Source organism: Actinomadura litoris (assembly GCF_009733595.1).
GTDB lineage: Bacteria > Actinomycetota > Actinomycetes > Streptosporangiales > Streptosporangiaceae > Spirillospora > Spirillospora litoris.
The window spans coordinates 153,458-174,997 of record NZ_WOFH01000004.1 but is presented as its reverse complement, the minus strand read 5'-3'; the positions used below and the strand labels follow the sequence as shown (position 1 = coordinate 174,997).

Below are 21,540 nucleotides of genomic sequence, written 5' to 3'. Positions count from 1 at the left end.
CAGGGGACTCCAGACATCCGTGCAGGCGGCTTCGGAAATCGACATCCGCCTCGGCTACGCCCACGCATCGACGCACAACTCGACTCCCTGACCGAGGCCGGTGTGACGGGACTTCCCGGAGAAGATCTCCACCCGCGCCACCAAGCGACCCGAGCTGGAGGCCGGCGACGTCGGTCTGGAGTTCCTCACCGGAGAGCCGAAGGCCCGCGCGACCCGTCCGGCATCGTCTTCACCGTGCTCGCGCCATGTCCGGCATGGAGCGCGAGTACATCCGAGACCGCACCCTCGACGGCCACGAGTCCGCACGCAAACGCGGCAAGCCCATCGGCGGCGCCGGGGTCACCGACGACGACACGCTGTCCATGGCCCTCCACCCCTGCGCCCGCCACCGTCATGCGGATGCTGCGAGAGCACGAGGAACAGGCCGCCGCAGCGGCGAGCACGTGATCTTCGGTTGGTTTGCGGCTGGTGTCTGAGCTGGGACGCCAGGGCCTGCATGGACGCGCGGGCGTGGATGCTGGCCTGGCTGGTGGGCTCGGTGCCGGAGGCGGCCGGCCAGCGGTTGTGGGACTCGTTGTGCAGGTTGTTGAGCAGCGGGCAATGCTGGACCCGCTGCTGACGGTGGTTGCGGGCGCGCGGGTGTCGGAGCCGGTGGAGTGTGCATCCGCTCCGGTGCGGGTCGCGCTGTTCGGTGTCCTGCTGGAACAGGCACTCCGCGCGCCCTTACGCCAGTCGGCGCTGGCCAGCGGGTGGGCACAGGCCGGCGGCCGCGCGTGCGCTGGCCGGGGCAGGCCGCCGGTCGGCCAAGAACAGCGGACCGCCGGTGCGGCCGCCGATCAGGCGGGCGATGCCGGACGGGGACCTCGGCTTCTGGCCGAAGCACCGCTGCCAGGTCTGCGCGCGGCCGGGTGGGGCTCAACCGATCACTAGTCCGGGAGCCGCAAGGAGTGCCGGGCCCCCGACCATGCCCAGGGCCGGCCAGTGAAGCTGCACGCCGGCCCACCTCCGGTACCGCTTCGCGAGCCCGGGCTGGCAGCTCGTCCGGGACGCTCCAGAACCGCGCGCGGTCATTCGCAGGGGCCTCGTTCATGATCATCCCCTTGTTTTTCCCGCGATGGCTTGCCAAGATCATCTAGAGCAAGATCGTTTGCATTGGCGGCGGTCGTGGTGGCGTTCGCCTGCCTCGACTCCAACCCCGAGTCCGACGATCCAGCAGAACGGTGGCGATGAACACCTGACGACAACACTGCTCGCGCGGCGGGCGCTCGCGCATCGGCATCACCGGCCATATCTCGTGCGCGCCGGGCCCCCAATCCCGTCCGTTTCCCCTCTCGATCTCATCCTCCCGGCCCCCTCGAAAGGAAATACCGAGCATGCGTCGCTTGACCATCGTCCCCATAACGCTCGCCGCAGCGGCGGTGACCGCCGCCGCGCTCATGCCCATGACGTCGGCGATGGCCCTACCCGGCGAGCCCTCCGAATCCGAGATCGTGCTGGCCGACCAGCAGCCGATCCACCGCCCCACCCTCGACCAGATAAAAGCTGACGCGGAGCAGAGGGGGATTCCCCTCAAGCAGGCGATCGACGACTACGTTGCCCGCGCGGCGCCCAAGCTGACCAAGGCCGATGAACCCGATGGGCGGGTCGACATCCCAGAGGTCACCATCGACGATCTGACCGCCGCGGAAATCCATGACCTGAACCTGATCGCCAATGACGACGGCAAGAACCTGGCCGAAACCATCGACGCGCAGGGCTGGCAGAGCAGATTCAGTGACATCGCCGACAAGTTCGAGGCCGACTATCCGGACCTCTTCTCCGGTGCCGTCAAAGCCGAGGACGGCTCATGGGCATGGTTCGGTTTCAAGGGAGAGATCCCGGCGGCGGCCGTCGAGGACGCCAAGGCACTGCCGGTGAAGACGACGATCAGCGGTGACCTCGGTTACAACCAGGCCGAGATAGCGGCGGAGTCCGAGCGGGTGCACCAGAAGGTGAGCGACCACCCGGCCGTCGCGGCGGTCACGGCCAGCCCCGATGCCCGGTCGGGCGTGATCGACGTCAGCGCGCAGCTCAAGCCCGGCGTCAAGCATGACAGCGCCCTCGAAAAGGAGCTGAACGGGCTTCCCGCGCTCCGCGGCGAGGGAGTCAGCGCGAAGGTCGTCATCGCCGGCGATGTCCGGACACGACCAATGGACGGCTACATTCGGGGAGGCGGGCACCTGAACGGTAACTGCACCACCGGTTTCAACCTGGAGAGGGCCGTCTCCGGGCCCGCGCTCTACCGGACCTCCACCGCCCAGCACTGCCTGGGCCCGGGCACCGAGTCCTACCGCAACCACGGCAACGACAGCGGGGGAACCGAGGTCGGCAACGTGTGGTACCACCGGGGCAAGTACGGTGACTTCGCCATCAACACCGCAGGTTCGTACGCCGTCACCCGGACCTTCTACTTCACCCACACCCAGAAGCGCTACGCGACCTCGGAGAACACCCCCCGGGTCGGCATCCGGGTCTGCCACTACGGCCTGACCAGCAATGAGAAATGCGACACCATCAATGCGGTTGAACTCACCGTGGAATTCACCGACGGCGTCACGGTGGGCAAGCAGGTCCGGACCGGGAAGCTGATTGCGGCGGGCGGTGACAGCGGCGGACCCTTCTACTACGGTGGCAAAGCCTACGGCACTCTCAGCGGCGGAGGGCCTACCGGCACGGTGTTCACCACGATCCGCATTCTCCGGGACAGGACCGACTACAAGGTCTTCACCAAGTAGGACGCCACGCACCCCATCACATGGTGCTCTTAGTGTGCCGTTCCTTCCTGGCGTCACGTAAGAGACCTCACGGAGAATGTGATCACGTAGCACGCGGTCCGGCGGCATTCCATTGTGGTTCGGCCAGGAGGCTGGTCCTCAATGGGATGTCGTCGTGCCGGCCGCCGGTACCGTGAAGTCGGACTTGCTCGCCGATCCGGCACCGGATGGCCGGGGGCGCGGCCCGTGATCTTCTCCGTGCCCCTACCGCGCTGCCGCGCGCCCGCGGTGGACGGTTCGGTCAGCACCGGCAGGGATCTCGGTCATCAGCGGCTGCCGGGCCTCCCCTGCTTGGCCCGTTCGGTCAACTCAGCGTCGGTCCTGATCTGGTCCGCGACTCGCGCGCCGACACCGCGTGGTCGAACAGGGTGACGACGTCGTCCAGCACGGCGACTGGGCCGGCGGCGTCAGCAGGATCGGGTATCACCGCCGCGGGTCGGGGCGCTGCATCGCCTGGTCGGTCGAGCGGCGTCCCACAGAGGCCGTAAACCGGCGGCGCTCGGCTGGGATCATCGACACGTCCAGCCGACAAGCGTCCAGGCCACGCAGGAACGGACTCGCTCGCGGTCGGCGGCTTGGTCAGCCACGCCAGCCGGGGGCATGTGCAGCGTCGTGCACCAGCAGCCCGTTCAGCTCGGCGGTCAGCAGGGGCTCGACCTTCTCGATCAGCGCGGTCGCCGCCGTCCGGGCGACGGCTCCGCTGTCGCTGTTCCTGCGGCACGACGTCGCCATGGTGGGCGGCTACTCTTCCGACTCCCCGATCTGCCCGGCGGACTGCGTTCCCTGAACGCCGCCGAGCAGACTCGGTGTCGGCGTGGCTGTCTACGGTGGGGTGAAGGGGAATGGAGATCGATGACATCGGGGGGTGGCTGCGGGAGCGGCTGCCGGGGCTGGCGGAGGAGCACGGGGTACCGGGGGTGGCGGTCGCCGTCGATGCCGGGGGGCGGGTCGCCGAGGCGGCGGCGGGGGTGCTGAGCACGGCGACGGGGGTGGAGGCGACGGTCGACTCGGTGTTCCAGATCGGGTCGGTCACCAAGGTGCTGACGGCGACGCTGGTGATGGGGCTCGTCGCCGAGGGGCTGGTGGAGCTCGACGCGCCGGTGGACAGATACCTTCCCGGGTTTCGGGAGGCGACCGTCCGGCAGCTGCTGTGCCACACGGCCGGGTTCGAGGGGGACCTGTTCACCGACACGGGCAAGGGCGACGACTGCCTGGAGAGGTATGTGGAACTGCTTGCGGACGTACCGCAGATCTTCGAGCCCGGGGCGATGTTCTCCTACAACAACGCGGGCTACTGCGTCCTCGGCCGGATCGTCGAGGCCGTGCGGGGCGAGCCGTTCGACCGGTGCATGCGCGACCACCTGTTCACACCCCTGGGCATGACGCACGCGTCGAGCGATCCGTACGAGGCGATCCTCCATCGCGCGGCGGTCGGGCACCTGGGCGGGCGCCCCGTCCCGGTCTGGGCGATGCCGCGCTCGGAAGCACCCGCCGGGTCGATGCTCGCCATGACCCCCCGCGACCTGCTGGCCTTCGCCCGTGCGCATCTCGCCGACGAGGGACTGCGGGCCATGCGGGAGCCGCAGGTCGCCCTGCCAGACATCGGCTGGGGGACGGCCTGGGGCCTGGGCTGGGAGCTCTACGACCTGCCGGGCGGCCCGGTGTTCGGCCACAACGGCAACACCATCGGGCAGTCGGCCGTCCTGCGGGTCGACCCCGGCCGCGAGGTGTCGGTGGCGATCCTCACCAACGGCGGCGACCGCAAGCCGCTGATGAAGGAGATCCTCGGCATGGTCGTCGAGTCGCCCGCCGAACCCGTCCCCGACCCGGCGGCGCGCCCGGACGTCAGGCGCTGCGCGGGCGTCTACCTGTCGAGCACGAGCCGGACCACGGTGAGCCCGGACGATCGGGGACGGCTGTGGCTGGAGCAGATCCCCCTCGGCCTCGCGGTGAAGGCCGGCAACAAGCCGTACCGCACGGAGCTGCTCGGCTGGCGGGGCGACTCCCTGCTGCCCGCCGAGCCTGGCCACGGACCCGTCGCGTTTCTGGGAGACGACGGCGAGGGCCGTGCGCGTTACCTGCACACGGGCCGGGCCGACGTTCGCGCGTCCGGACGAATCGAAGTCTGAGCATGCGAATGGATGCGGGGAAGAATCTGACGGCCCCTCGGAGACGGTCAGCCTTGGGCTGCGCCGCGGCGAGAGCTCCGGCAGCCGCTTGGTCCGCACGGGGAGCGCGTCGTCGATCTCCTCATCGGCCGCGTCTCCCCCTTCTGTAGGTGGCGATCAGCGATGCCCCCGTCCGCGCATGGCCAGGGCCCTTGGTCCATGCTGCTCAACCCGTGTCTGAGAGCGGCACCGGCCTCGACGACGCCCGGGTAGGACACCCTGTCCAAGGGGTGAGAGAGCCGACGCGGAGCCAGGCGATGGCGATCTGGCCTCCGACCACTGCGAATGCGCACGGCCGCTCACTCCCCCCACCCTGCATTGCGCAGCCGGTGAGTGTCAGGTAGGTCGTCTGACCAACGATCAGACGTGCGATCACCTGTGTTGGGGGCCTTCTGGGCGGTGTCCTCGTCGGCTTCGCGGCGGACGAGGACACCGCGCACTTCGGGGATCGGTCTCAGTTGGGGGCTGCGGGAGTGTCGGCCAGGAAGGGGCGGACTTCCAGCCATTCGTGGAGGGGCTCGCCGCCGGGGCCTGGGGCTGCCGACAGTTCCCCGGCCACCTCAAGTGCGCGGTCCCAGGAGTCCACGTCGATGATGTACCAGCCGGCGATGAGGTCCTTGGTCTCGGCGAACGGGCCGTCGGTCACCGGTGGGCGCCCCTGGCCGTCGTAGCGTACGAACGTGCCTTCGGGCGTCAGGGCCCGGGTGTCGACGAACTCGCCCCGCTCCTGGAGACGGGCGCCGAACTCGCGCATGTACTGGATGTGCGCGTCGACTTCTTGCGGCGTCCACCGGTCCATCGAGTCGTGCTCGACGGCGGGAGGCGGACCGCCCTGGTAGTGCTTCAGGATCAGATACTTCATCAGGGTTCCCTTGTGAGTGCGCGGTCAGGCGTTCTGACGTTCGGCCCGCTGCCGGACGAGTTCCTCGACCGCGCTGGGGAGGGTCGTCTCGAAGTCGATCAGCTTCACCCAGGTGGGGGTCACGACGATCCGGACCATGCCGTCGTAGAGCGAACGGACCTCGGCCTCCCAGGCGGCCCGCTGCTCGGGCGTCATCTCGTAGGAGCCGTTGATCTGGAGGAACTCGTCCGGGATGCCGTCGACGACGTCCAGTTCGGCCTGGCCGCGGAGCAGCAGGATCTTCGGCGGGTGCACCTCGGTGTCGATTGTCAGGGCGACCGCGGGATTGCTGCGCAGGGCGGGGAGCTTCGGCGCGTTCTTGGTCGTGCACATGACGATCTCGGAGCCGTTCCAGGTGAACGAGATCGGGATCGAGCGCGGCGTTCCGTCCTGGGCGACGTAGGCCAGGCGGGTCACGTCGCGGGCCAGCAGTTCCCGGCTGTGCGGGCGGTCGAGGATCTCGGCGATCTCGTTCGGGTGCATGGTCGGTCTCCCTGTTGCTCACATGGCCGTGGTGGCCACTCGTGCCCCAGGGACGGAGCCGATGCCGTCTTCTCGACACCTCGGACGAACCGATCTGAAAGAACTTTCGGTTCCGGCCTGCGCCACGTGATGTGGATCGCCGCCGGCCACCGATCCGGGCTCAGCTCAGGCGGGCCCGGAGTAGGCAGAACTCGTTGCCCTCGGGGTCGGCCAGGCAGTGCCAGGACTCCTCGCCGGTCTGGCCGATGTCGACCGGGCGCGCGCCCAGCGCCAGGAGGCGTTCGAGTTCGGCGTCCTGGTCGCGGTCGGTGGCGTTCACGTCGATGTGCAGCGGCAGTTTGGCGACCCTGGGGTCGGTGCTGGGGCTGAGGATCAGGGTCGGCTGCAGACCGCCGAACCCCTCCCGGGGTCCGATCTCCACCGAGCCGTCCTCGTCGGTGTGGAGCACGACGAAGTCGAGCACCGCGCACCAGAACGTCGCGAGACGCTGCGGGTCCCGGCAGTCGAGCACCAGCTCGGAAATACGCGAAGCCATGATCGACATCCTACGGGGCGGCGTCACGAGGCGGTCATGCGGGAGCGGGCGGGCTAGTCGACGGCGGCGGTCGGACGGGGCGCGGGTTCGTGGTCGGCCAGGGCGGACGGCGTGAGGACGCGGAACACCGGGACGATCATCAGCGCGGTGCCGGCGGCGGCCAGGGCGAAGACCAGGCGCGGGCCGGTGGTCTCGGCGACGAGTCCGGCGAGGGCGGCGCCGAGCGGGACCGCGCCCCAGCCGAGCGTGCGGCTCGCGCCCCCGACGCGTCCGAGCAGTTCGTCGGGGGTGAGCCGCTGGCGCAGGGTCCGGACGGTGACATTCCACATGCCGCTGCCGAGGCCGCCGACGAAGGTGGCGCAGCCGATGATCCAGGGGTCGGCGGTCAGGGCGGGCGCGCCGAGGAGGACGACGCTGGTGACGACGTCCCCGCCGAGGACCCACCGGAGGCCGAGGCCGCGCCGGACGAGGACGGTCAGGAAGCTGCCCGCGACACCGCCGACCGCCAGGGCGCTGAGCAGGGCGCCGTAGCCGACGGAGTTGAGGCCGACCGGCCCGGGCGCGACCACGTACAGGACGAGCACCGCCATCCACGCGCTCCAGCACGCGGCCATCACCGTCACCATCAGCGCGAGCGTGCGCATGACGCGGTGGTTCCACAGGAACCTGAGGCCGTCGGCGATGTCGGCGCGCACCGTGGCGGGCGCGGATCTCGCCGGACGGTACGCCCCGCGCAGCAGCAGCATCCCGGCGGCGGCGAGGAGGTAGGCGCCGGCGATGCCGCCGGCGGCGAGGGCCGTGCCGCCGAGGATCAGCGCGCCGCCGATGGGCGGGCCGACGAACTCGTTGAGGGTCGACTCGGTGCCCTGGAGCCAGGAGTTGGCCTGGTCGAGGCGGTCGCGGCCGACGACGGCGGGGACGAGCGCGCTCGTGCCGATGTCGGCGAAGGTCTCGCCGAGGCCGATCAGGAACGCGGCGGCGTACAGGGCGCCGAGCGAGCCGAGGTCGGTCAGCAGCGCGGCGCACAGCGCGAGGGCCGCCGCGCCGCGGGCGAGGTTGGCGCCGAGGATGAGGAGCCGTCGGTTCGTCCGGTCGACGAGGGCGCCCGCGACCAGGGGCGCGGCGGCGTAGGGCAGGGTGCGCGCGAGCGTGGCCCCGGCGACCAGGGCGGGCGCGTCGGTGAGGCGGGTGGCCAGCAGGGGGAAGACGGCGAGGGCGAGGCCGTCGCCCAGGTTCCCGCCCGCGGCGGTGAGCCACACGCCGAAGAACCCTCGAACTCTCATCTGCGGTCTCCCCCGGGTACGGCGTGCGGTGGGCCGGCGCGAGCAGAGGCCCAGCCACCGGAGCCCGGTGACTGGGCCTTGCCGTGCGGGGTGTCAGCAGAGGAGCGCGGCGGTGGCGCGGGTGAAGGTGCCCTCGCCGTGGCCGCGGACGGTGTGCGCGAACGCCGCGCGCGCGTTGGCGGGCGCCGGGACGGTGCCGATCGGCTCAAGGTCGTACTCCGAGAGCATCGCCCGGACCTGCTCGCCCACGCAGTGGACGCCCTTGTTGCCGAGGATGGTGTCGGCGAGCCGTCCGACCAGGCCGGCCGCCGCGTCGCCCGACCACGTCGACACGACGTACTCGCCGTCGCCGACGCGCTCGAAGAAGCGGATGTCGGCTCCGTTCGCGCTCTCGGTGAGCAGGACGAAGATGCGCCGGTCGGCGAGCTCCATGTCCATGCCGTCCATCTTGCGGATGATCGTCTCGGGGTCGCCGTAGAGGTCGTGCACCTCGGGCGACCAGGAGTAGGCCGTGCAGCCCATGGCCTCCTGTGCGGCGTCCACCGCGCCGGCGTGGGTCGCGTGCTGGGTCTCGGCGGTCATCGGGACTCCTCTCTCGGTCCGCAGATCGTTCGCGGGGAGATCCGCGCCGCTCCGTGGGGCTGGGTTCCCACGTGATGCGCACCCAGATTCTCTGCGCTCGCCCACGTCCGATCAACCGAGCGATTGCCCTTTTGCTCTGGCTTTACGAACCGCTCCGTGCCCTTTGGGTCCGCAAATCCCGTTGCGGACGCCAGATCGCCCGGAATTGAGGTCGATCTATTCGGGTGGTCCGTTCCACAAAGGCGGAGGATTCCCTGGGCGGCCCTTTTCGGAAGGGTCCGGAAGGCGTCCGGAAACCGGCCCTCTCACGCCGGGTGGCGCAGCCCGGTGACGAGGAGGCCGACGACCCGGCGCGCGTCGTAGCGGGGGTCGCCGCCGGCGCCGATGCACAGGTTCCCGACGGCGCGCATCAGCTCGTAGGCGCCCACCTCGGAGCGGGTCTCGCCGGACGCGGACGCGGCGGCGAGCAGGTCGGCGCACACGGGCACGAGGCGGTCGAGGAAGTAGGCGTGCAGGGCGTCGAAGCCGGTGTTGTCGGGTTGCAGGACGGCGGCGAGCCCGTGTTTGGTGACGAGGAAGTCGACGAACCGGTCGATCCAGCGCCGCAGCGCGGAAAAAGGCGAGGCGTTCTCCGCCGATAGGGCGGGTCCGGCCTCGGCGCAGGCGTCGACCTGGTGCCGGTAGACCGCGATGATCAGATCCGACCGGGTCGGGAAATGGCGGTAGATCGTGGCCGTTCCGACGCCGGCCTCGGCCGCGATATCGCGCACCGGCGCCTCCACCCCGGACCTGACGAAGACCGCGGCGGCCGCGTCGAGCAGGGCCTGCTCGTTGCGCCGCGCGTCGGCCCGCTTGGGGCGCGCCTCCCCCTGGCTCGCCTCGTTCACCGCGCCACTCCCTCCGATGCCCGGGGTTGCTAAACGGGACAGCGTTCCGTATCGTCCGAAACGGGACACGGTTCCGCTTGTGCTCATGATGCCAGAGCGGCGGCCCGGCGACCAACCCGTCCGCACACCCCCCTCACGGAGGAGCACGAGCATGCAGTACCGCACCTTGGGCCGCACCGGCGTGCAGGTCAGCGCCCTCGCGCTCGGCGCGATGAACTTCGGCCCGATCGGGCGCACCACCCAGGACGAGGCCACCGCGATCGTGGACGCCGCGCTGGAGGGCGGCGTCAACCTCATCGACACCGCCGACCACTACGGCGGCGGCGAGTCCGAGACGATGGTCGGCAGGGCCATCGCCGGACGGCGCGACGACGTCGTGCTGGCGACGAAGGCGGGCCTGCCGATGGGCGAGGAGCGCGGCCACCGGGGCGGCTCGCGCCGCTGGCTGGTCACCGCGCTGGAGGGCAGCCTGCGCCGGCTGGGCGTCGACCACGTCGACCTCTACCAGATCCACCGCTGGGACCCCGCGACCGCCGACGAGGAGACGCTGTCGGCGCTGACCGACCTGCGGCGCGCGGGGAAGATCCGCTACTTCGGGTCCTCGACGTTCCCGGCCTACCGCATCGTCCAGGCGCAGTGGGCGGCGCGCGAGCACCACCTGGGCCGGTACGCGACCGAGCAGCCGGGCTACTCGGTTCTGCAGCGCGGCGCCGAGGCGCACGTCCTGCCCGTGGCGCAGGAGTACGGCCTCGGCGTGCTGGTGTGGAGCCCGCTGGCCTCGGGGTGGCTGTCGGGCGCGGTCCGCGAGGGCCGGGAGGTCACCACGAACCGGTCGAGGTTCATGCCGGCGCGCTTCGACGTCTCCGTCCCGTCCAACCGGGCCAAGCTGGCGGCCGTCGAACGGCTCGCCGGGGTCGCCGGCCAGGCGGGGCTGACGATGATCCAGCTCGCGCTCGGGTTCGTGACCGCGCATCCCGCCGTGACGAGCGCGCTCATCGGCCCCCGGACGCCCGAGCACCTGCGCTCGCAGCTCGCCGCCGCCGACGTCGTGCTCTCCGGCGACGTCCTGGACGCGGTCGACGCGATCGTCGCGCCCGGCCTCGACCTCGCCCCGCAGGAGAAGCACGACACCCCGCCCTCGCTCCTCGACCCGTCCCTGCGGAGGTCCCGGTAGCGGTCTCGCCGGGGATTCGGCCGGTGAGGGGCGTGCCGCATCCTCCAGAGTGCTGTCTTTGGACATGGCCAGAACAGGCCTCGCGGCCGCTCTCCGCGGGCGGAGCGGAGGGATTTGGCACGTTGCACGCGACGTCGGACCCCCGGGCTCACCTGGCGAAAGTGCCCGGGGCCCCGAGTGGGGCCCCCGCCGGGCCGCGGCCCGGTCGGGCGCGGAACTCCCGGACGGGCGGGAGCGGCGTTCACCGACGTCTTGCGTGTCGTGGCGATCGCCGCCATCATTCAAAAAAATTGGCTTCGGCCTAATCGCTTCGACCACCCCGGCTGTGCCATATACCGTCCGCCTGCAAAAATTTCCACCCCCCAGCAGAAGAATCTTTCCAGCGCCGCGGCGGACGCCCGGTAATTCAACGAACACATTTCCTTAGAGTGGCCTGCCCGCGAACGACCTCGCACCAATCGACCGTATCCCCCGGCCCGGCCGACTGAACAACGGCGGCTTGCCTGGTAAGCCGACGAGAGGACGCATCATGACCGCATCCGGACGTTTTCCCGATCAGAACTTCGCAATGCGACGCAGGTCGCTGCTGCTCGGCGGGCTCGGCAGTGCCGCGCTGGTCACCCTGGGCACCACCCAGACGGCCAGCGCCCAGTCCGCGCTGCGGGCGCGGGCGGAGAATTTCGACTTCGACAAGGGCAACTTCATCCGGGACCTGCTCGACTCGCAGGACTCGCGGTCGAACCCGGACGTGTTCGCCCCCATGGACGTGACGCTGGTGGAGTGGGCCAGTCACCTGAACCAGACCGCCTGGTTCGACGCGGCGGCGCCCTACCACCCGACCGCGGTCGGCATCATCACCCGAATCCCCCGCCGCCCTTCCAGCGAGTCGAACACCAACCGGAACAAGAACATCGCCGCCCTGCACGCCTCCTGGCAGTTGCTCAAGGGCGTGGTGCCCGAGCGGTCGGGCTTCCGGAGCCTGCTGCTGTTCGTGGGGCTGAACCCCGACGACGAGTCCCTGGACCCGACCACGCCGGTCGGCATCGGCAACCTCGCCGGAAAGGGCGCGGTCGCCTATGGGCGCAATGACGGTATGAACATGCTCGGTTACGACGGCGGCCGCAAGTACAACCCGCGGCCTTTCTCGGACTACACCGGCTATGAGCCCGTGAACACCGCCTACGAGCTGATCAACCCCTCGCACTGGCAGCCGAAACTGGGCCCGCACCGCCGCCGCCTCGGCGCGCCGCCGCCCGGCACGACCGGGATCGGCGACAAGGGCATCTACACCGTCCAGCACTTCGCCACCGCGCACATGGGGCGGGTGAAGGCGATGACGTTCAAGGACCCGGGTCAGTTCGGCCTCGCCCCGCCCGAGTACATCAACCACCACAACAAGAAGGCCTACAAGGCCTCGGTGGACCACATCCTTGAGGTGTCGGCGGGCCTCACCGAAGAGCAGAAGGTGAAGGCGGAGCTGTTCGACGACAAGCTGCTGGGCATCAGCCGGTCGGTGTTCGCCGCCGCCAGGGCCAATGACAAGAAGCTGGACCTGGACGGCTGGATCCACCTGTTCGCGACGAACACGCTGGCGGTCTTCGACTCGACGGTCGCCATGTGGCACTACAAGCGCAAGTACGACGTGGTGCGGCCGGGCAGCGCGATCCAGCACGTGTACGGCCACTCCCGGGTGACCTCCTGGGGCGGCCCCGGCAAGGGGACGGTCAGGGACATGCCCGCCGACCAGTGGTCCAGCTACCTGAACATGCCCGACCACCCGGAGTACCCGTCGGGCTCCTCGGGGGTCTGCGCCGCGCAGGCGCAGGCGTGCCGGCGGTTCCTCGGCAACGACCAACTGGACCTCAGCATCACCATTCCCGTGGGCTGGACGCTGGTGGAGCCGGGGGTCACCCCCTCCAAGGAGCTGAAGCTGCACTGGTCCAACTGGACCGACTTCGCGGACGACTGCCTGCACAGCCGGGTGTGGGGCGGGGTGCATTACCTGCAGTCGTGCCTGAGGTCCGCCGACTTCGGCAAGCAGTTCGGCGACCGGTCCTACGATCTCGTGCAGCGGCACGTCAAGGGCGACGTCGGCCACTGACCGTAGCGTTCCGAGGATCTGCCGGAAAGCCCGGGGCGAGTTCTCGCCCCGGGCTTTCCGGTGAACACCGGGGTCCGCTCAGCCGCCTTCCGCGAGCCGCTTCTTCATGCCGAGGTAGTGGGCGCGCTGCTCCTTGTCGAAGTGCTCGATGGCGGTGCGCAGGGTGATCCGCGGCAAGGTGGCGGCGTAGGCGTCCAGGAACTTCAGCAGCCTGGGGCGGTCGTGCCGGCCCGCCTCGCGCAGGAGCCATCCGACGGCGGTGTGGACCTTGTCGTGCTCGTCGTCGCGCAGCAGTTCGGCGAGCCGGAAGGTGTCGTCCACGTCCTTGCGGCCGACGAAGGCCAGCGTGCTGACGAGCGCGATGCGGTGCTCCCACCAGTTGTCGGAGGCGGCCATCTCGTACAGGACGTCGCGGGGCCGGTCCACCAGGTAGCCGCCGACGATCTGGTGGGAGCTGATGTCCACCAGCCCCCAGCTGTTGATCTTGTCCTTGTGCTTCATGTACAGCTCGTAGAGCACCGCGCGCTCGGCGTCGGTGGCCTTCTTGTGCTTGGCCTTGTCGCCCATGATGCGCAGCGCGCCCGCCCGCAGTTCGGGGATGGGGCCGGCGAGCAGCCGCTCGACCTCGTCGAGGGGCATGGCGGTGAACGGCCGCGCGGTCGTGAGGACCTTGCCCATCCGCACGCCGAGGTCGATGTCGCCGGTGCCGGGATCCGCGGCCCCGAAATGGCGCCGGAGGAGTTCCCGCTGCTCGGCCGAGCAGTGCTCCGCGACTTTCTCCACGTACTGCTCGGCGGTGATGTCGGAGGTCATGCCGGAGGCTCCCTTCGCGCGCACGCGGCGCCCGGGACGAAAGGCGACGATATGGCTCGCCATCGTCTCACGGTTCACGCCGGGATAGGCGCGAACCGATCCCGTTCAGGGCCTCCGGGGCCCGATTCCATGTCAAGGCGGGCGGCGGTTCTTCGACGTTCGCGGGTCGCCGCCGACAATCCAAGGTATGCCGTCCGGAAATTAATGGGAAACAGTCAGCGTCCTGATCCCGTGGGGCGGTCACGCGGCCGGTTTGCGCGCCCTGACGCCGAGGACGATCGGGGTGGGGTCGCCGGTCTCGGCGAACCGGTCGAGCGTCATCCCGGCGTCCAGGAACGCGTGCATGAGTTCGGGCAGCGGGCGGTGGACGGCGCCGATCCTGGCGCGCACGCCCTGGTCGGTCCAGGACGCCTTGGTCCAGTGGCCGTCGCGGTAGCCGGGGCGGATGACGACCGCGTCCGGGTCGGTGCGGTCGGCGAACCCGCCGCAGAAGCAGGGGTGGACGCCGACGTGCACGAACACTCCCCCGGGCCGCAGGACCCGGGCGGCCTCGCGGGCCACCGCCGGGTAGGCGGGCATGTCGGTGTGGGCCATCACGGCGATGACGGCGGGGAGCGACGCGTCCCGGAGCGGGAGGCGCGCGGCGTCGGCCCGCACGGCGGGGAGGCGGCCGCGGGCGTGCCGCAGCATCCCGGCGGACAGGTCGGCGCCGAACGGCGTCCAGCCGAGGGCGCGGACGCGGGCGGCGTGGACGCCGGTGCCGCATCCGATCTCCAGGCAGGGCCCGCGGCCCTCGCCGAGGAGGTCGCGCAGGACTGCGCCGAGGCCGAACGCGTCGCCGTCCCCGGCGGGGTCGTGCCCGAGGAACTCGTGCTCGTACCAGTCGGCGATCTCGTCGTAGGCCGCGGTCGGCGCCATCCGCCTCTCCCCTGTGCTCACGCGTCGGGCTTCGCGGCCGACTCTAACCGCCGGGGCGTGCGGGCGTCGTCGGCCAGCAGGGCGGGGAGCTTCAGGGGAATGCGCGGCCCCGGGACGGTTCGATCCTCGGTGAAACGTCCGGGGTGGACCGTGGAGCGCGTGGGTGCTCCGACATCGACGACCGGAACCGCCGCGCCCGGATGGGTGGCGCGGCGGGCGCGATGCTCGTGGTGCTGTGCGCGGGGATGTTCCTGGTCCTGCTGGACGTGACGATCGTGAACGTCGCGCTGCCGGGATCGGGCGGGCGCTCGGCACGGGCCTGCCGGGGTTGCAGGGGATGGTGGACGGCTACGCGGTGGCGATCGCGGGGCTGCTGCTGGGCGGCGGCGCGCTCGGCGACCGGGTGGGGCACCGGGGGCTGACGCCGGCGGGGTTCGGGCTGTTCGGGGCGGCGTCGCCGGCGTGCGGGGCGGCGCCGGGCGCGGCCCCGCTGATCGCGGCGCGGGTCGTCCAGGGGGCGGGGGCGGCGCCGCTGCTGCCCGGGAGCCTGGCGCTGATCACGGCGGCGTATCCGGGGCGGGCCGAGCAGGCGCGGGCGCTCGGGATGTGGGCGGGGATCTCCTCGACGGCGCTGACGGCGGGTCCGCTGCTGGGCGGGGCTGGCGGGCGGGGTCAATGACACCACGCGGCAGGTCGGGACCGCGCTGGGAGTCGCGGTGTACGGGGCGGTCGCGGGTCCGGCGCGGTTCACGGCGCGGCTGCACGCGTTGGGGTGGGTGACGTTCGGGCTGTGGGCGGCGGCGCGGGCGCTGGTCGCAGTGGTCCTCGCCCGGGGGACGCGCGGGAAAACCGGTTGGCGTGACCGGCGCGGTTCACTAGAACAGGCGGCATGCTCCGCAAATATCCGCGCACCCGGCACATCGCGGGATCCCGGTTGCAGCCGGGCGACCACGACCTGGCCGCCGTGCCGTTCGGGGAGGTCGCCGGGCGGTACCTGGTGGTCGAGGAGAAGCTGGACGGCGCCAACTGCGGCGTCAGCTTCTCCTCCGAGGGCGAGCTGCGGTTGCAGAGCCGGGGCCACTACCTGGCGGGCGGGCCGCGCGAGCGCCAGTTCGCGCCGCTGAAGGCGTGGGCGGCGTCGGTGCGGCACGTGCTGTGGGAGCGGCTGGGCGACCGGTATGTGATGTACGGGGAGTGGCTGTATGCCAAGCACACCGTCTTCTACGACGCGCTCCCCCACTATTTCTGTGAGTTCGACGTCCTGGACCTGCGGGACGGGACGTTCCTGTCGACCGCGCGGCGCCGCGAGCTGCTGGCGGGGACGCCGGTGGTGCCGGTGCCCGTCCTGCACGAGGGGAGGCTGCGGGACGTGGCGGCGCTGACCGCGCTGGTGGGGCCCTCCACGTGCCGGACGGCCGGGTGGCGGGACGCGCTGCGGGCGGCGGCGAAGGCGGGCGGCGCCGACGCGGACCGGGCGGTGGCGGAGTCCGATCCGTCCGAGGAGATGGAGGGCCTCTACGTCAAGGTGGAGGAGGGCGGGCGGACCGTCGGCCGCCTCAAGTGGGTGCGGCCGAGTTTCCTGACGGCGATCCTGGACGCGGGGACGCACTGGCAGGGCCGTCCGATCATCGCCAACGGCCTGGCCGATCCGGAGGTGCTGTATGCGGGTGTTCGCTGACCTGTGCCCGGCGCCGCCGGGCTGGGCCGTGCCGTGGCCGGAGATCTGTGAGGCGTTCGCGTGGGTGCGGGCGCTCGGGGGCGTCCCGCAGGACGCGGTGCACCACGCCGAGGGGGACGTGGAGGTCCACACCCGGATGGCGTGCGAGGCGCTGGCGGCGTCGCCGCGGTGGCGGGCGCGGCCGGCGGCGGAGCGTGTCCGGTTGTTCGCGGCGGCGCTGATGCACGACGTCGCGAAGCCGTACTGCACCCGCACCGACGGGGACGGCCGGATCACCGCGCACGGGCATTCGCGGCGCGGGGACCTGATGGTGCGGCGGATCCTGTGGGAGCTGGGCGCGCCGGTCGCCTGGCGCGAGCACGTCGCCGCGCTGGTCCGCCACCACCAGGTGCCGTTCTGGGCGCTGGAGCGGCCCGACCTGCAGCCGATCGCGTTCCGGGTGAGCCTGCTGGCCCGCAACGACGACCTGGCGCTGCTGGCGGAGGCCGACATCCGCGGCCGGGTCTGCGGCGACCTGGCGGAGGTGCTGGAGAACATCGCGCTGTACCGGGAGTACTGCGCCGAGCAGGGGTGCCTGGACGCGCCGCGCGTGTTCCCCTCCGACCACGCCCGGTTCTGGTACTTCCGCAAGCCGGGACGCGACCCGGACTATGACGCCTTCGACGACACGCGGCTGACGGTGACGGTGCTGTCGGGGCTGCCGGGGGCGGGCAAGGACCACTGGATCGCGGCGCACCGGCCGGACGTGCCGGTGGTCAGCCTGGACCGGCTGCGCGCGGAGATGGGCGTGGCGCCCTCGGGCGACCAGCGCGCGGTGGCCGCCGCGGCGCACGAGCTGGCGCGCGGGCACCTGCGGGCGGGCCGCTCGTTCGTGTGGAACGCCACGAACGTGTCGCGGCAGCTCCGCGAGCAGTGCACGGGCCTGGCCGCCGGCTACCGGGGGCGGGTGGAGGTGGTGGCGCTGGAGGCGCCGCCCGGGGTGCTGCGCGGCCGCAACCGCGCCCGGGCGGCGCCCGTGCCGGACGCGGTGGTGGACCGGCTCGTCCGGCGGTGGGAGACGCCCGACCCGACCGAGGGGCACCGCGTCGCGTGGGTCGCCACCGCCTGAACCCGATGACCGGGCCCGTTGACTGAAGCCGCGTGTGCTCAGCGGTCGGCGACGGCGCGCGCGAGGTAGCCGGACTGGCGGTCGATCTCGCGGCGCGCGATCGTCAGGGGGAAGGAGGCGAACCCGTGGATGCCCTCGGCGACGACCTCCAGTTCGGTGTCGTTGCCGGCGGCCCGCCAGCGCGCGGCCATGAACAGCGAGTCGTCCAGCAGCGGGTCCTCGGTCCCGACCGTGAACCGGGCGGGCGGCATGCCGCGCACGTCGGCGTACAGGGGCGAGATGGCGGGGTCGCGGCGCTCCTCGGGGCTCAGGCCGGGCAGGTACTGGTCGTAGAACCAGCGCATCGCCGGCGTCGAGGTGAACAGCTTGCCGGCGCCGTCGCGCTGGCTGGGCGTCATCGACAGGTCGAAGACACCGTAGGACAGCTGCGCGGCGCGGAAGGCGGCGGCGTCGGCGCCCAGGCGCAGGAGGGTGAGGACCGCCAGGTGGGCGCCGGCGGACTCGCCGGCGATGAGGAGCCGGTCGGCGCCGAACCGGTCGGCGGCGTGGTCGAGGAGCCAGCGCGCGACGTCCTCGCAGTCCTCGGCGGCGGCGGGGTGGGGGTGCTCGGGCGCGAGCCGGTACCCGACGCTGACGACGCAGACGTGCGCCGCCTGGGCGAGGTCCCACAGGTAGATGTCCTGCCCTTCGGCGGTGCCGAGCGTCCAGCCGCCGCCGTGCAGGAACATCAGGACGCCGCGCGCGTCCTCGGTCTCGAACGTGCGGACGGGGACGTCGCCGCCGCGCCCGGGGACGGCCTGGTTCGTGCCCTGCGGCAGCAGGACGGGCGCGGGGAAGGCGCCCTTGCCGGCGGCGCCCGCCGCGCGGACCGCGACCGGGTCCCCGATCTCGTGCGGTCTCGGTCTGCCCGCCAGCGACGCCTTCAAGGCGGCGTTCTCGGCCCGGGTCGCCTCCGCGACGTCCTGGCCGGTCGTGATGTGACCCTCGTTCGCCATGCCGGGAGTGTCGCACCGGGCCCCGCCGTGATCCAGGCCGGACGCGGCGCGCCGCGCCGCCGGCGGTGCCGGGGTGTGGCGGGGCGGCCACGTTTAGGCGCCGGGCAGGGGGAACGGCTTTCTCGCGGGCGCCGGAACGTTCGGGGCGTCCGGACGAGAGCACGCGGAAGGGGCCTGAGGTCATGAGCACCGTGCGGGCGACACACGACGGCGAAGCGGCCGCGCCGAGCCCGGGCGCGTCCCGGCACGACTTCGCCGTCCCGGACCAGCGCGAGGAGCCGGGCACCGGTGAGCTGGTGCGGCAGGCGGCGCAGCAGGTGTCGGAGCTGATGCGCGCCGAGCTGCGGCTGGCCGCCGCCGAGCTGAAGGACAAGGGCAAGCACGCCGGGAAGGGCGCCGGGATGTACGGCGGCGCGGGCCTGGTCGCCCTGTACGGGGTGGGCGTGCTGCTGGCGGCGGCGGTGGCGGCGCTGGCCCTGGTCCTGCCGATGTGGGCGTCCGCGCTGATCATCGGCGCGGTGCTGCTGGCGGTGGCGGGGGTCCTGGCGATGCTGGGGCGGCGGGAGACGGCGCGGGCGACGCCGCCCAAGCCGGAGATGGCGATGGACGAGGCGCGCCGGACCGTCAGCGACATCAAGGAGAGAACGCACCGATGACCATGCAGGACAAATCCCACAGCGGGCCGCGCGGCGACGCGCGCGACGCGCCGCATGAGCCGCACGGGCGGGACGGCGCCGGGTCCGAGACCGAGGAGCTGCGCCACGAGGTCGACCGGGCGCGCCATGACCTCGGTGAGACGGTGGAGGCGCTGGCCGCGCGGGCGGATGTGAAGGCGATGGCACGGGAGAAGGTGGCCGAGGCCAAGGCGCGGGCGCGGTCGGCGGTGGCGTCGGCGCGGGGCGCGGCGGCGTCCCGGGCGGCGTCGGCGAAGGCGGCCGCGGGCTCGCCCAAGGCCCGCAAGGGCGCGGGCGTGGGCGGCGCGGTCGCGGGGACGGCCGGTGCGGCGGTGGCCGCGGCGGTGCTGGTGCGCCGCCGCCGGGCGGCCGCGGCGCGCCGTCACGGCTGGTGGGGGCGGGCGCGCCGGGTGGCGGCCCGTTCGGCGGGGCTGGCCGGCGCGGCCCGCACGTCGGGGACGCGGCTGGCGGCGCGGGCACCGGGCCCGTCGAGCCTGCCGGGCGTTCCGCGTGGTCTGCCGCGTCGTTTGGCGCGCGGTCTGCCGCGTACGGGCAGGTCGGGACGGTCGCGGCGGAGCGGCTGGGCGCGGCTGGCGGGGTCGCGGGGCGGGGGCCGGTCCGCCTGGTGGCGCCGCTAACGCGGACGCGCCGGGAGCACGCGGGGAGCACACGGCAAGTAAGCCGGGAGCGCGGCGCGCGCGGGACGGACGGCGGTGGTTCGGGGCGGCGGGCGGAGGAATTTCCGGCGTCCGGCCGCTTTCCGGGAAATCACGGGTCGCCCAACAGGGAACCTCGTGAATAGGATCACCCCTGTGCTGCGTCCCACTTATCCGATCGAGACCGAGCGGCTGGCTCTGCGGCCGTTCCGTGAGGGCGACCTGGACGGCCTCTACGCCTACCAGTCCCTGCCCGAGGTGGCGCGTTTCCTGTATTGGGAGCCACGGAACCTGGAGGAGTCCAGGTCGTTCCTCCAGCAGAAGATGGGCGCGTCCACCGTTGAGCGGGAGGGCGACTGGCTGGTGCTGGCGGTGGTGTGGCGGGAGACCGGCGCGCTGATCGGCGAGGTCAACCTCCAGTGGCGCAGCCGGGAGCACCGGCAGGGCGAGATCGGCTACATCCTCAATCCGCAGTACCACCGCAAGGGGTTCGCGACCGAGGCCGCCGAGGCGGTGCTGCGGCTGGGGTTCGAGGGGCTCGGGCTGCACCGGGTCGTGGGGCGGCTGGACGGGCGCAACGCGGCGTCCGCGCGGGTGCTGAAGCGGCTGGGGATGCGGCGTGAGGCGCATCTGCTGCAGAACGAGATGGTCAAGGGCGAGTGGACCGACGAGGTCGTCTACGCGATGCTTGAGGACGAGTGGAAGGCCCGCAACTGACCCGGGCCCGCGCCTGACGCCCTTTCGGCGGGGGTGTTCAGCGGTCGCGGCGGTCGGCCTGCTCGTGCAGGGTGCGGGCGAGGTCGCGGACGTGGTCGCGGAGCGCGTCGGGGCGGCGGACGGTGAAGGGCCAGCCGAGCCCGGCGAGCATGCGCGCCATGCCGTCCAGGTGTTCGGCGCGGGTGCTCAGGAGCACTCCCCCGCCGGTCTCGGTGAGGGTGGCGACGGAGGCGGGGACGCGGCGGCGCGCGTCGGTGAGGGTGGTCTCCAGCAGCACCTCGACCTCGTGCGCGTAGGGGACGCGGGCCAGTGACCGGGTGACGTGCTGGACGGGGTCGAGGTCGGCGGGGGTGTCGAAGGTGGCGGGGCGCGGTTCGGCGGAGTCGACGCGGTCGACGCGGAAGGTGCGGGTCTCGCCGCTGCGGTGGTCGTGGCCGGTGACGTACCAGCGTCCGGAGTGGAACACCAGCCCGTAGGGGTCGAGGTCGCGTTCGCTGGTGTCGCCGCGCCAGGAGCGGTAGCGGAGCCGGACGCGGCGGCGCTCGCGGGTCGCGGCGGCGAGGGTGAGCAGGGCCTCGGTGGCGGGGGCGGTGGCGTCGCGGGCGGCGAGGGTGAACCCGAGGGTGTCCTGGAGGGCCTGGACGCGGTCGCGCAGCGCGGCGGGCAGCACGCGCTGGACCTTGGCGAGGGCGCTCTCGGTGGCCTGGCCGGGCAGGCCGACGCGGCGTCCGGCGAGCAGGCCGAGCACGACGGCGGTGGCCTCCTCGTCGGTGAGCATGAGCGGCGGCAGTTTGTAGCCGGGCATGAGCCGGTAGCCGCCGTGGCGGCCGCGTTCGGCGAGGACGGGGACGCCGAGGTCGTCGAGGCGGGCGGCGTAGCGGCGGACGGTCCGCTCGTCGACCTCCAGGCGCCGGGCGAGTTCGGGGCCGCTCATGCGGTGGTGGGCCTGGAGGAGTTCGAGCATGGCCAGGATCCGGGTCGTCGGATGTGACACGGGCCACGCACCTTATCCGGGCGGTTTCTGTCCGGTATGGAGCATAGCGTGAGGTCACGG

The 21,540-nt window shown here is 72.2% G+C and carries 23 protein-coding genes; 12 read left to right on the top strand and 11 right to left on the bottom strand.

Going from position 1 to position 21,540, the window contains the following annotated elements:
* Positions 1-245: 245 nt before the first annotated feature.
* The 3 genes from GNZ18_RS41160 to GNZ18_RS12090 all read left to right on the top strand — a co-directional run bounded on the left by GNZ18_RS41160 (position 246) and on the right by GNZ18_RS12090 (position 2,774).
* Positions 246-476 (top strand): hypothetical protein, encoded by a 231-nt coding sequence (locus tag GNZ18_RS41160; protein ID WP_216651253.1) that lies wholly within the window; start codon positions 246-248, stop codon positions 474-476.
* Positions 477-600: 124 nt separating this feature from the next.
* On the top strand, positions 601-930 hold the full coding sequence (locus tag GNZ18_RS12095) for a hypothetical protein (RefSeq protein WP_156216406.1): 330 nt from the start codon (positions 601-603) through the stop codon (positions 928-930).
* 452 nt (positions 931-1,382) lie between these two features.
* Complete coding sequence (locus tag GNZ18_RS12090) at positions 1,383-2,774, top strand: S1 family peptidase (protein WP_156216405.1); 1,392 nt, start codon at positions 1,383-1,385, stop codon at positions 2,772-2,774.
* Positions 2,775-3,392: 618 nt separating this feature from the next.
* On the opposite strand, the gene GNZ18_RS12085 is transcribed toward GNZ18_RS12090, so the two are convergent.
* A complete protein-coding gene (locus tag GNZ18_RS12085; protein WP_156216404.1) occupies positions 3,393-3,545 on the bottom strand; it encodes a hypothetical protein in 153 nt (50 codons plus the stop codon).
* 110 nt (positions 3,546-3,655) lie between these two features.
* On the opposite strand from GNZ18_RS12085, the gene GNZ18_RS12080 reads away from it, so the two are divergent.
* Positions 3,656-4,942 carry a serine hydrolase domain-containing protein gene (locus tag GNZ18_RS12080; RefSeq protein ID WP_156216403.1) on the top strand — a complete coding sequence of 429 codons (1,287 nt, stop codon included), beginning with the start codon at positions 3,656-3,658 and terminating at the stop codon, positions 4,940-4,942.
* 493 nt (positions 4,943-5,435) lie between these two features.
* Here GNZ18_RS12080 and GNZ18_RS12075 read toward each other — a convergent pair whose 3' ends face one another.
* The 6 genes from GNZ18_RS12075 to GNZ18_RS12050 all read right to left on the bottom strand — a co-directional run bounded on the left by GNZ18_RS12075 (position 5,436) and on the right by GNZ18_RS12050 (position 9,652).
* Positions 5,436-5,846, bottom strand: coding sequence for a YciI family protein (locus GNZ18_RS12075; protein WP_173390770.1), 411 nt, complete (start codon positions 5,844-5,846; stop codon positions 5,436-5,438).
* Between the two features lie 21 nt (positions 5,847-5,867).
* Complete coding sequence (locus tag GNZ18_RS12070) at positions 5,868-6,365, bottom strand: pyridoxamine 5'-phosphate oxidase family protein (protein ID WP_156216401.1); 498 nt, start codon at positions 6,363-6,365, stop codon at positions 5,868-5,870.
* A 160-nt stretch (positions 6,366-6,525) separates the two neighbouring features.
* A complete protein-coding gene (locus tag GNZ18_RS12065; protein WP_156216400.1) occupies positions 6,526-6,900 on the bottom strand; it encodes a VOC family protein in 375 nt (124 codons plus the stop codon).
* Between the two features lie 53 nt (positions 6,901-6,953).
* Complete coding sequence (locus tag GNZ18_RS12060) at positions 6,954-8,183, bottom strand: MFS transporter (RefSeq protein WP_156216399.1); 1,230 nt, start codon at positions 8,181-8,183, stop codon at positions 6,954-6,956.
* 93 nt (positions 8,184-8,276) lie between these two features.
* Positions 8,277-8,765 (bottom strand): hypothetical protein, encoded by a 489-nt coding sequence (locus GNZ18_RS12055; RefSeq protein ID WP_156216398.1) that lies wholly within the window; start codon positions 8,763-8,765, stop codon positions 8,277-8,279.
* Between the two features lie 305 nt (positions 8,766-9,070).
* Complete coding sequence (locus GNZ18_RS12050; protein WP_312874446.1) at positions 9,071-9,652, bottom strand: TetR/AcrR family transcriptional regulator; 582 nt, start codon at positions 9,650-9,652, stop codon at positions 9,071-9,073.
* Positions 9,653-9,803: 151 nt separating this feature from the next.
* Here GNZ18_RS12050 and GNZ18_RS12045 point away from each other — a divergent pair, with 151 nt between their 5' ends.
* A complete protein-coding gene (locus tag GNZ18_RS12045; protein WP_156216397.1) occupies positions 9,804-10,826 on the top strand; it encodes an aldo/keto reductase in 1,023 nt (340 codons plus the stop codon).
* A 568-nt stretch (positions 10,827-11,394) separates the two neighbouring features.
* Positions 11,395-12,927 carry a DUF6851 domain-containing protein gene (locus GNZ18_RS12040; RefSeq protein ID WP_214619485.1) on the top strand — a complete coding sequence of 511 codons (1,533 nt, stop codon included), beginning with the start codon at positions 11,395-11,397 and terminating at the stop codon, positions 12,925-12,927.
* 78 nt (positions 12,928-13,005) lie between these two features.
* Here the strand turns inward: GNZ18_RS12040 and GNZ18_RS12035 are convergent, their stop codons facing one another.
* Together GNZ18_RS12035 and GNZ18_RS12030 are read right to left on the bottom strand one after the other, a co-directional pair.
* The gene (locus GNZ18_RS12035) at positions 13,006-13,740 is read right to left on the bottom strand and encodes a DNA alkylation repair protein (protein WP_156216396.1); all 735 of its coding nucleotides are present in this window, start codon (positions 13,738-13,740) and stop codon (positions 13,006-13,008) included.
* A 240-nt stretch (positions 13,741-13,980) separates the two neighbouring features.
* Entirely contained in the window at positions 13,981-14,658 is a 678-nt protein-coding gene (locus tag GNZ18_RS12030; RefSeq protein ID WP_156216395.1) for a class I SAM-dependent methyltransferase, read from the bottom strand.
* A 337-nt stretch (positions 14,659-14,995) separates the two neighbouring features.
* Between GNZ18_RS12030 and GNZ18_RS12025 the strand changes: the two genes are divergently transcribed.
* The 3 genes from GNZ18_RS12025 to GNZ18_RS12015 all read left to right on the top strand — a co-directional run bounded on the left by GNZ18_RS12025 (position 14,996) and on the right by GNZ18_RS12015 (position 17,444).
* Entirely contained in the window at positions 14,996-15,337 is a 342-nt protein-coding gene (locus GNZ18_RS12025; protein ID WP_216651252.1) for an MFS transporter, read from the top strand.
* Positions 15,338-15,547: 210 nt separating this feature from the next.
* A complete protein-coding gene (locus GNZ18_RS12020) occupies positions 15,548-16,336 on the top strand; it encodes an RNA ligase family protein (protein WP_156216394.1) in 789 nt (262 codons plus the stop codon).
* Positions 16,320-17,444 carry an AAA family ATPase gene (locus GNZ18_RS12015; protein WP_156216393.1) on the top strand — a complete coding sequence of 375 codons (1,125 nt, stop codon included), beginning with the start codon at positions 16,320-16,322 and terminating at the stop codon, positions 17,442-17,444. Before GNZ18_RS12020 ends, GNZ18_RS12015 begins: the two co-directional genes overlap by 17 nt.
* Positions 17,445-17,482: 38 nt before the next feature.
* Here GNZ18_RS12015 and GNZ18_RS12010 read toward each other — a convergent pair whose 3' ends face one another.
* Positions 17,483-18,439, bottom strand: a complete 957-nt coding sequence (locus GNZ18_RS12010; RefSeq protein WP_156216392.1) for an alpha/beta hydrolase — start codon at positions 18,437-18,439, stop codon at positions 17,483-17,485.
* A gap of 182 nt (positions 18,440-18,621) precedes the next feature.
* On the opposite strand from GNZ18_RS12010, the gene GNZ18_RS12005 reads away from it, so the two are divergent.
* The 3 genes from GNZ18_RS12005 (at position 18,622) to GNZ18_RS11995 (ending at position 20,486) form a co-directional block, all read left to right on the top strand.
* Entirely contained in the window at positions 18,622-19,095 is a 474-nt protein-coding gene (locus GNZ18_RS12005) for a phage holin family protein (protein ID WP_156216391.1), read from the top strand.
* Positions 19,092-19,751, top strand: coding sequence for a DUF3618 domain-containing protein (locus tag GNZ18_RS12000; RefSeq protein WP_156216390.1), 660 nt, complete (start codon positions 19,092-19,094; stop codon positions 19,749-19,751). Before GNZ18_RS12005 ends, GNZ18_RS12000 begins: the two co-directional genes overlap by 4 nt.
* 174 nt (positions 19,752-19,925) lie before the next feature.
* Complete coding sequence (locus GNZ18_RS11995; RefSeq protein WP_312874445.1) at positions 19,926-20,486, top strand: GNAT family N-acetyltransferase; 561 nt, start codon at positions 19,926-19,928, stop codon at positions 20,484-20,486.
* 37 nt (positions 20,487-20,523) lie between these two features.
* Here the strand turns inward: GNZ18_RS11995 and GNZ18_RS11990 are convergent, their stop codons facing one another.
* Positions 20,524-21,480, bottom strand: a complete 957-nt coding sequence (locus tag GNZ18_RS11990; protein ID WP_312874444.1) for a helix-turn-helix transcriptional regulator — start codon at positions 21,478-21,480, stop codon at positions 20,524-20,526.
* Positions 21,481-21,540 lie beyond the last annotated feature (60 nt).

Coding starts and splice junctions, on each gene's coding strand:
- GNZ18_RS12005 (WP_156216391.1), top strand. CDS start 18,622: ATGAGCACCGTGCGGGCGACACACGACGGCGAAGCGGCCGCGCCGAGC.
- GNZ18_RS12045 (WP_156216397.1), top strand. CDS start 9,804: ATGCAGTACCGCACCTTGGGCCGCACCGGCGTGCAGGTCAGCGCCCTC.
- GNZ18_RS12060 (WP_156216399.1), bottom strand. CDS start 8,183: ATGAGAGTTCGAGGGTTCTTCGGCGTGTGGCTCACCGCCGCGGGCGGG.
- GNZ18_RS12040 (WP_214619485.1), top strand. CDS start 11,395: ATGCGACGCAGGTCGCTGCTGCTCGGCGGGCTCGGCAGTGCCGCGCTG.
- GNZ18_RS12085 (WP_156216404.1), bottom strand. CDS start 3,545: ATGGCGACGTCGTGCCGCAGGAACAGCGACAGCGGAGCCGTCGCCCGG.
- GNZ18_RS12020 (WP_156216394.1), top strand. CDS start 15,548: ATGCTCCGCAAATATCCGCGCACCCGGCACATCGCGGGATCCCGGTTG.
- GNZ18_RS12095 (WP_156216406.1), top strand. CDS start 601: ATGCTGGACCCGCTGCTGACGGTGGTTGCGGGCGCGCGGGTGTCGGAG.
- GNZ18_RS12000 (WP_156216390.1), top strand. CDS start 19,092: ATGACCATGCAGGACAAATCCCACAGCGGGCCGCGCGGCGACGCGCGC.
- GNZ18_RS12025 (WP_216651252.1), top strand. CDS start 14,996: ATGGTGGACGGCTACGCGGTGGCGATCGCGGGGCTGCTGCTGGGCGGC.
- GNZ18_RS12065 (WP_156216400.1), bottom strand. CDS start 6,900: ATGGCTTCGCGTATTTCCGAGCTGGTGCTCGACTGCCGGGACCCGCAG.
- GNZ18_RS12055 (WP_156216398.1), bottom strand. CDS start 8,765: ATGACCGCCGAGACCCAGCACGCGACCCACGCCGGCGCGGTGGACGCC.
- GNZ18_RS12030 (WP_156216395.1), bottom strand. CDS start 14,658: ATGGCGCCGACCGCGGCCTACGACGAGATCGCCGACTGGTACGAGCAC.
- GNZ18_RS12015 (WP_156216393.1), top strand. CDS start 16,320: ATGCGGGTGTTCGCTGACCTGTGCCCGGCGCCGCCGGGCTGGGCCGTG.
- GNZ18_RS12035 (WP_156216396.1), bottom strand. CDS start 13,740: ATGACCTCCGACATCACCGCCGAGCAGTACGTGGAGAAAGTCGCGGAG.
- GNZ18_RS12080 (WP_156216403.1), top strand. CDS start 3,656: ATGGAGATCGATGACATCGGGGGGTGGCTGCGGGAGCGGCTGCCGGGG.
- GNZ18_RS41160 (WP_216651253.1), top strand. CDS start 246: ATGTCCGGCATGGAGCGCGAGTACATCCGAGACCGCACCCTCGACGGC.
- GNZ18_RS12010 (WP_156216392.1), bottom strand. CDS start 18,439: ATGGCGAACGAGGGTCACATCACGACCGGCCAGGACGTCGCGGAGGCG.
- GNZ18_RS12070 (WP_156216401.1), bottom strand. CDS start 6,365: ATGCACCCGAACGAGATCGCCGAGATCCTCGACCGCCCGCACAGCCGG.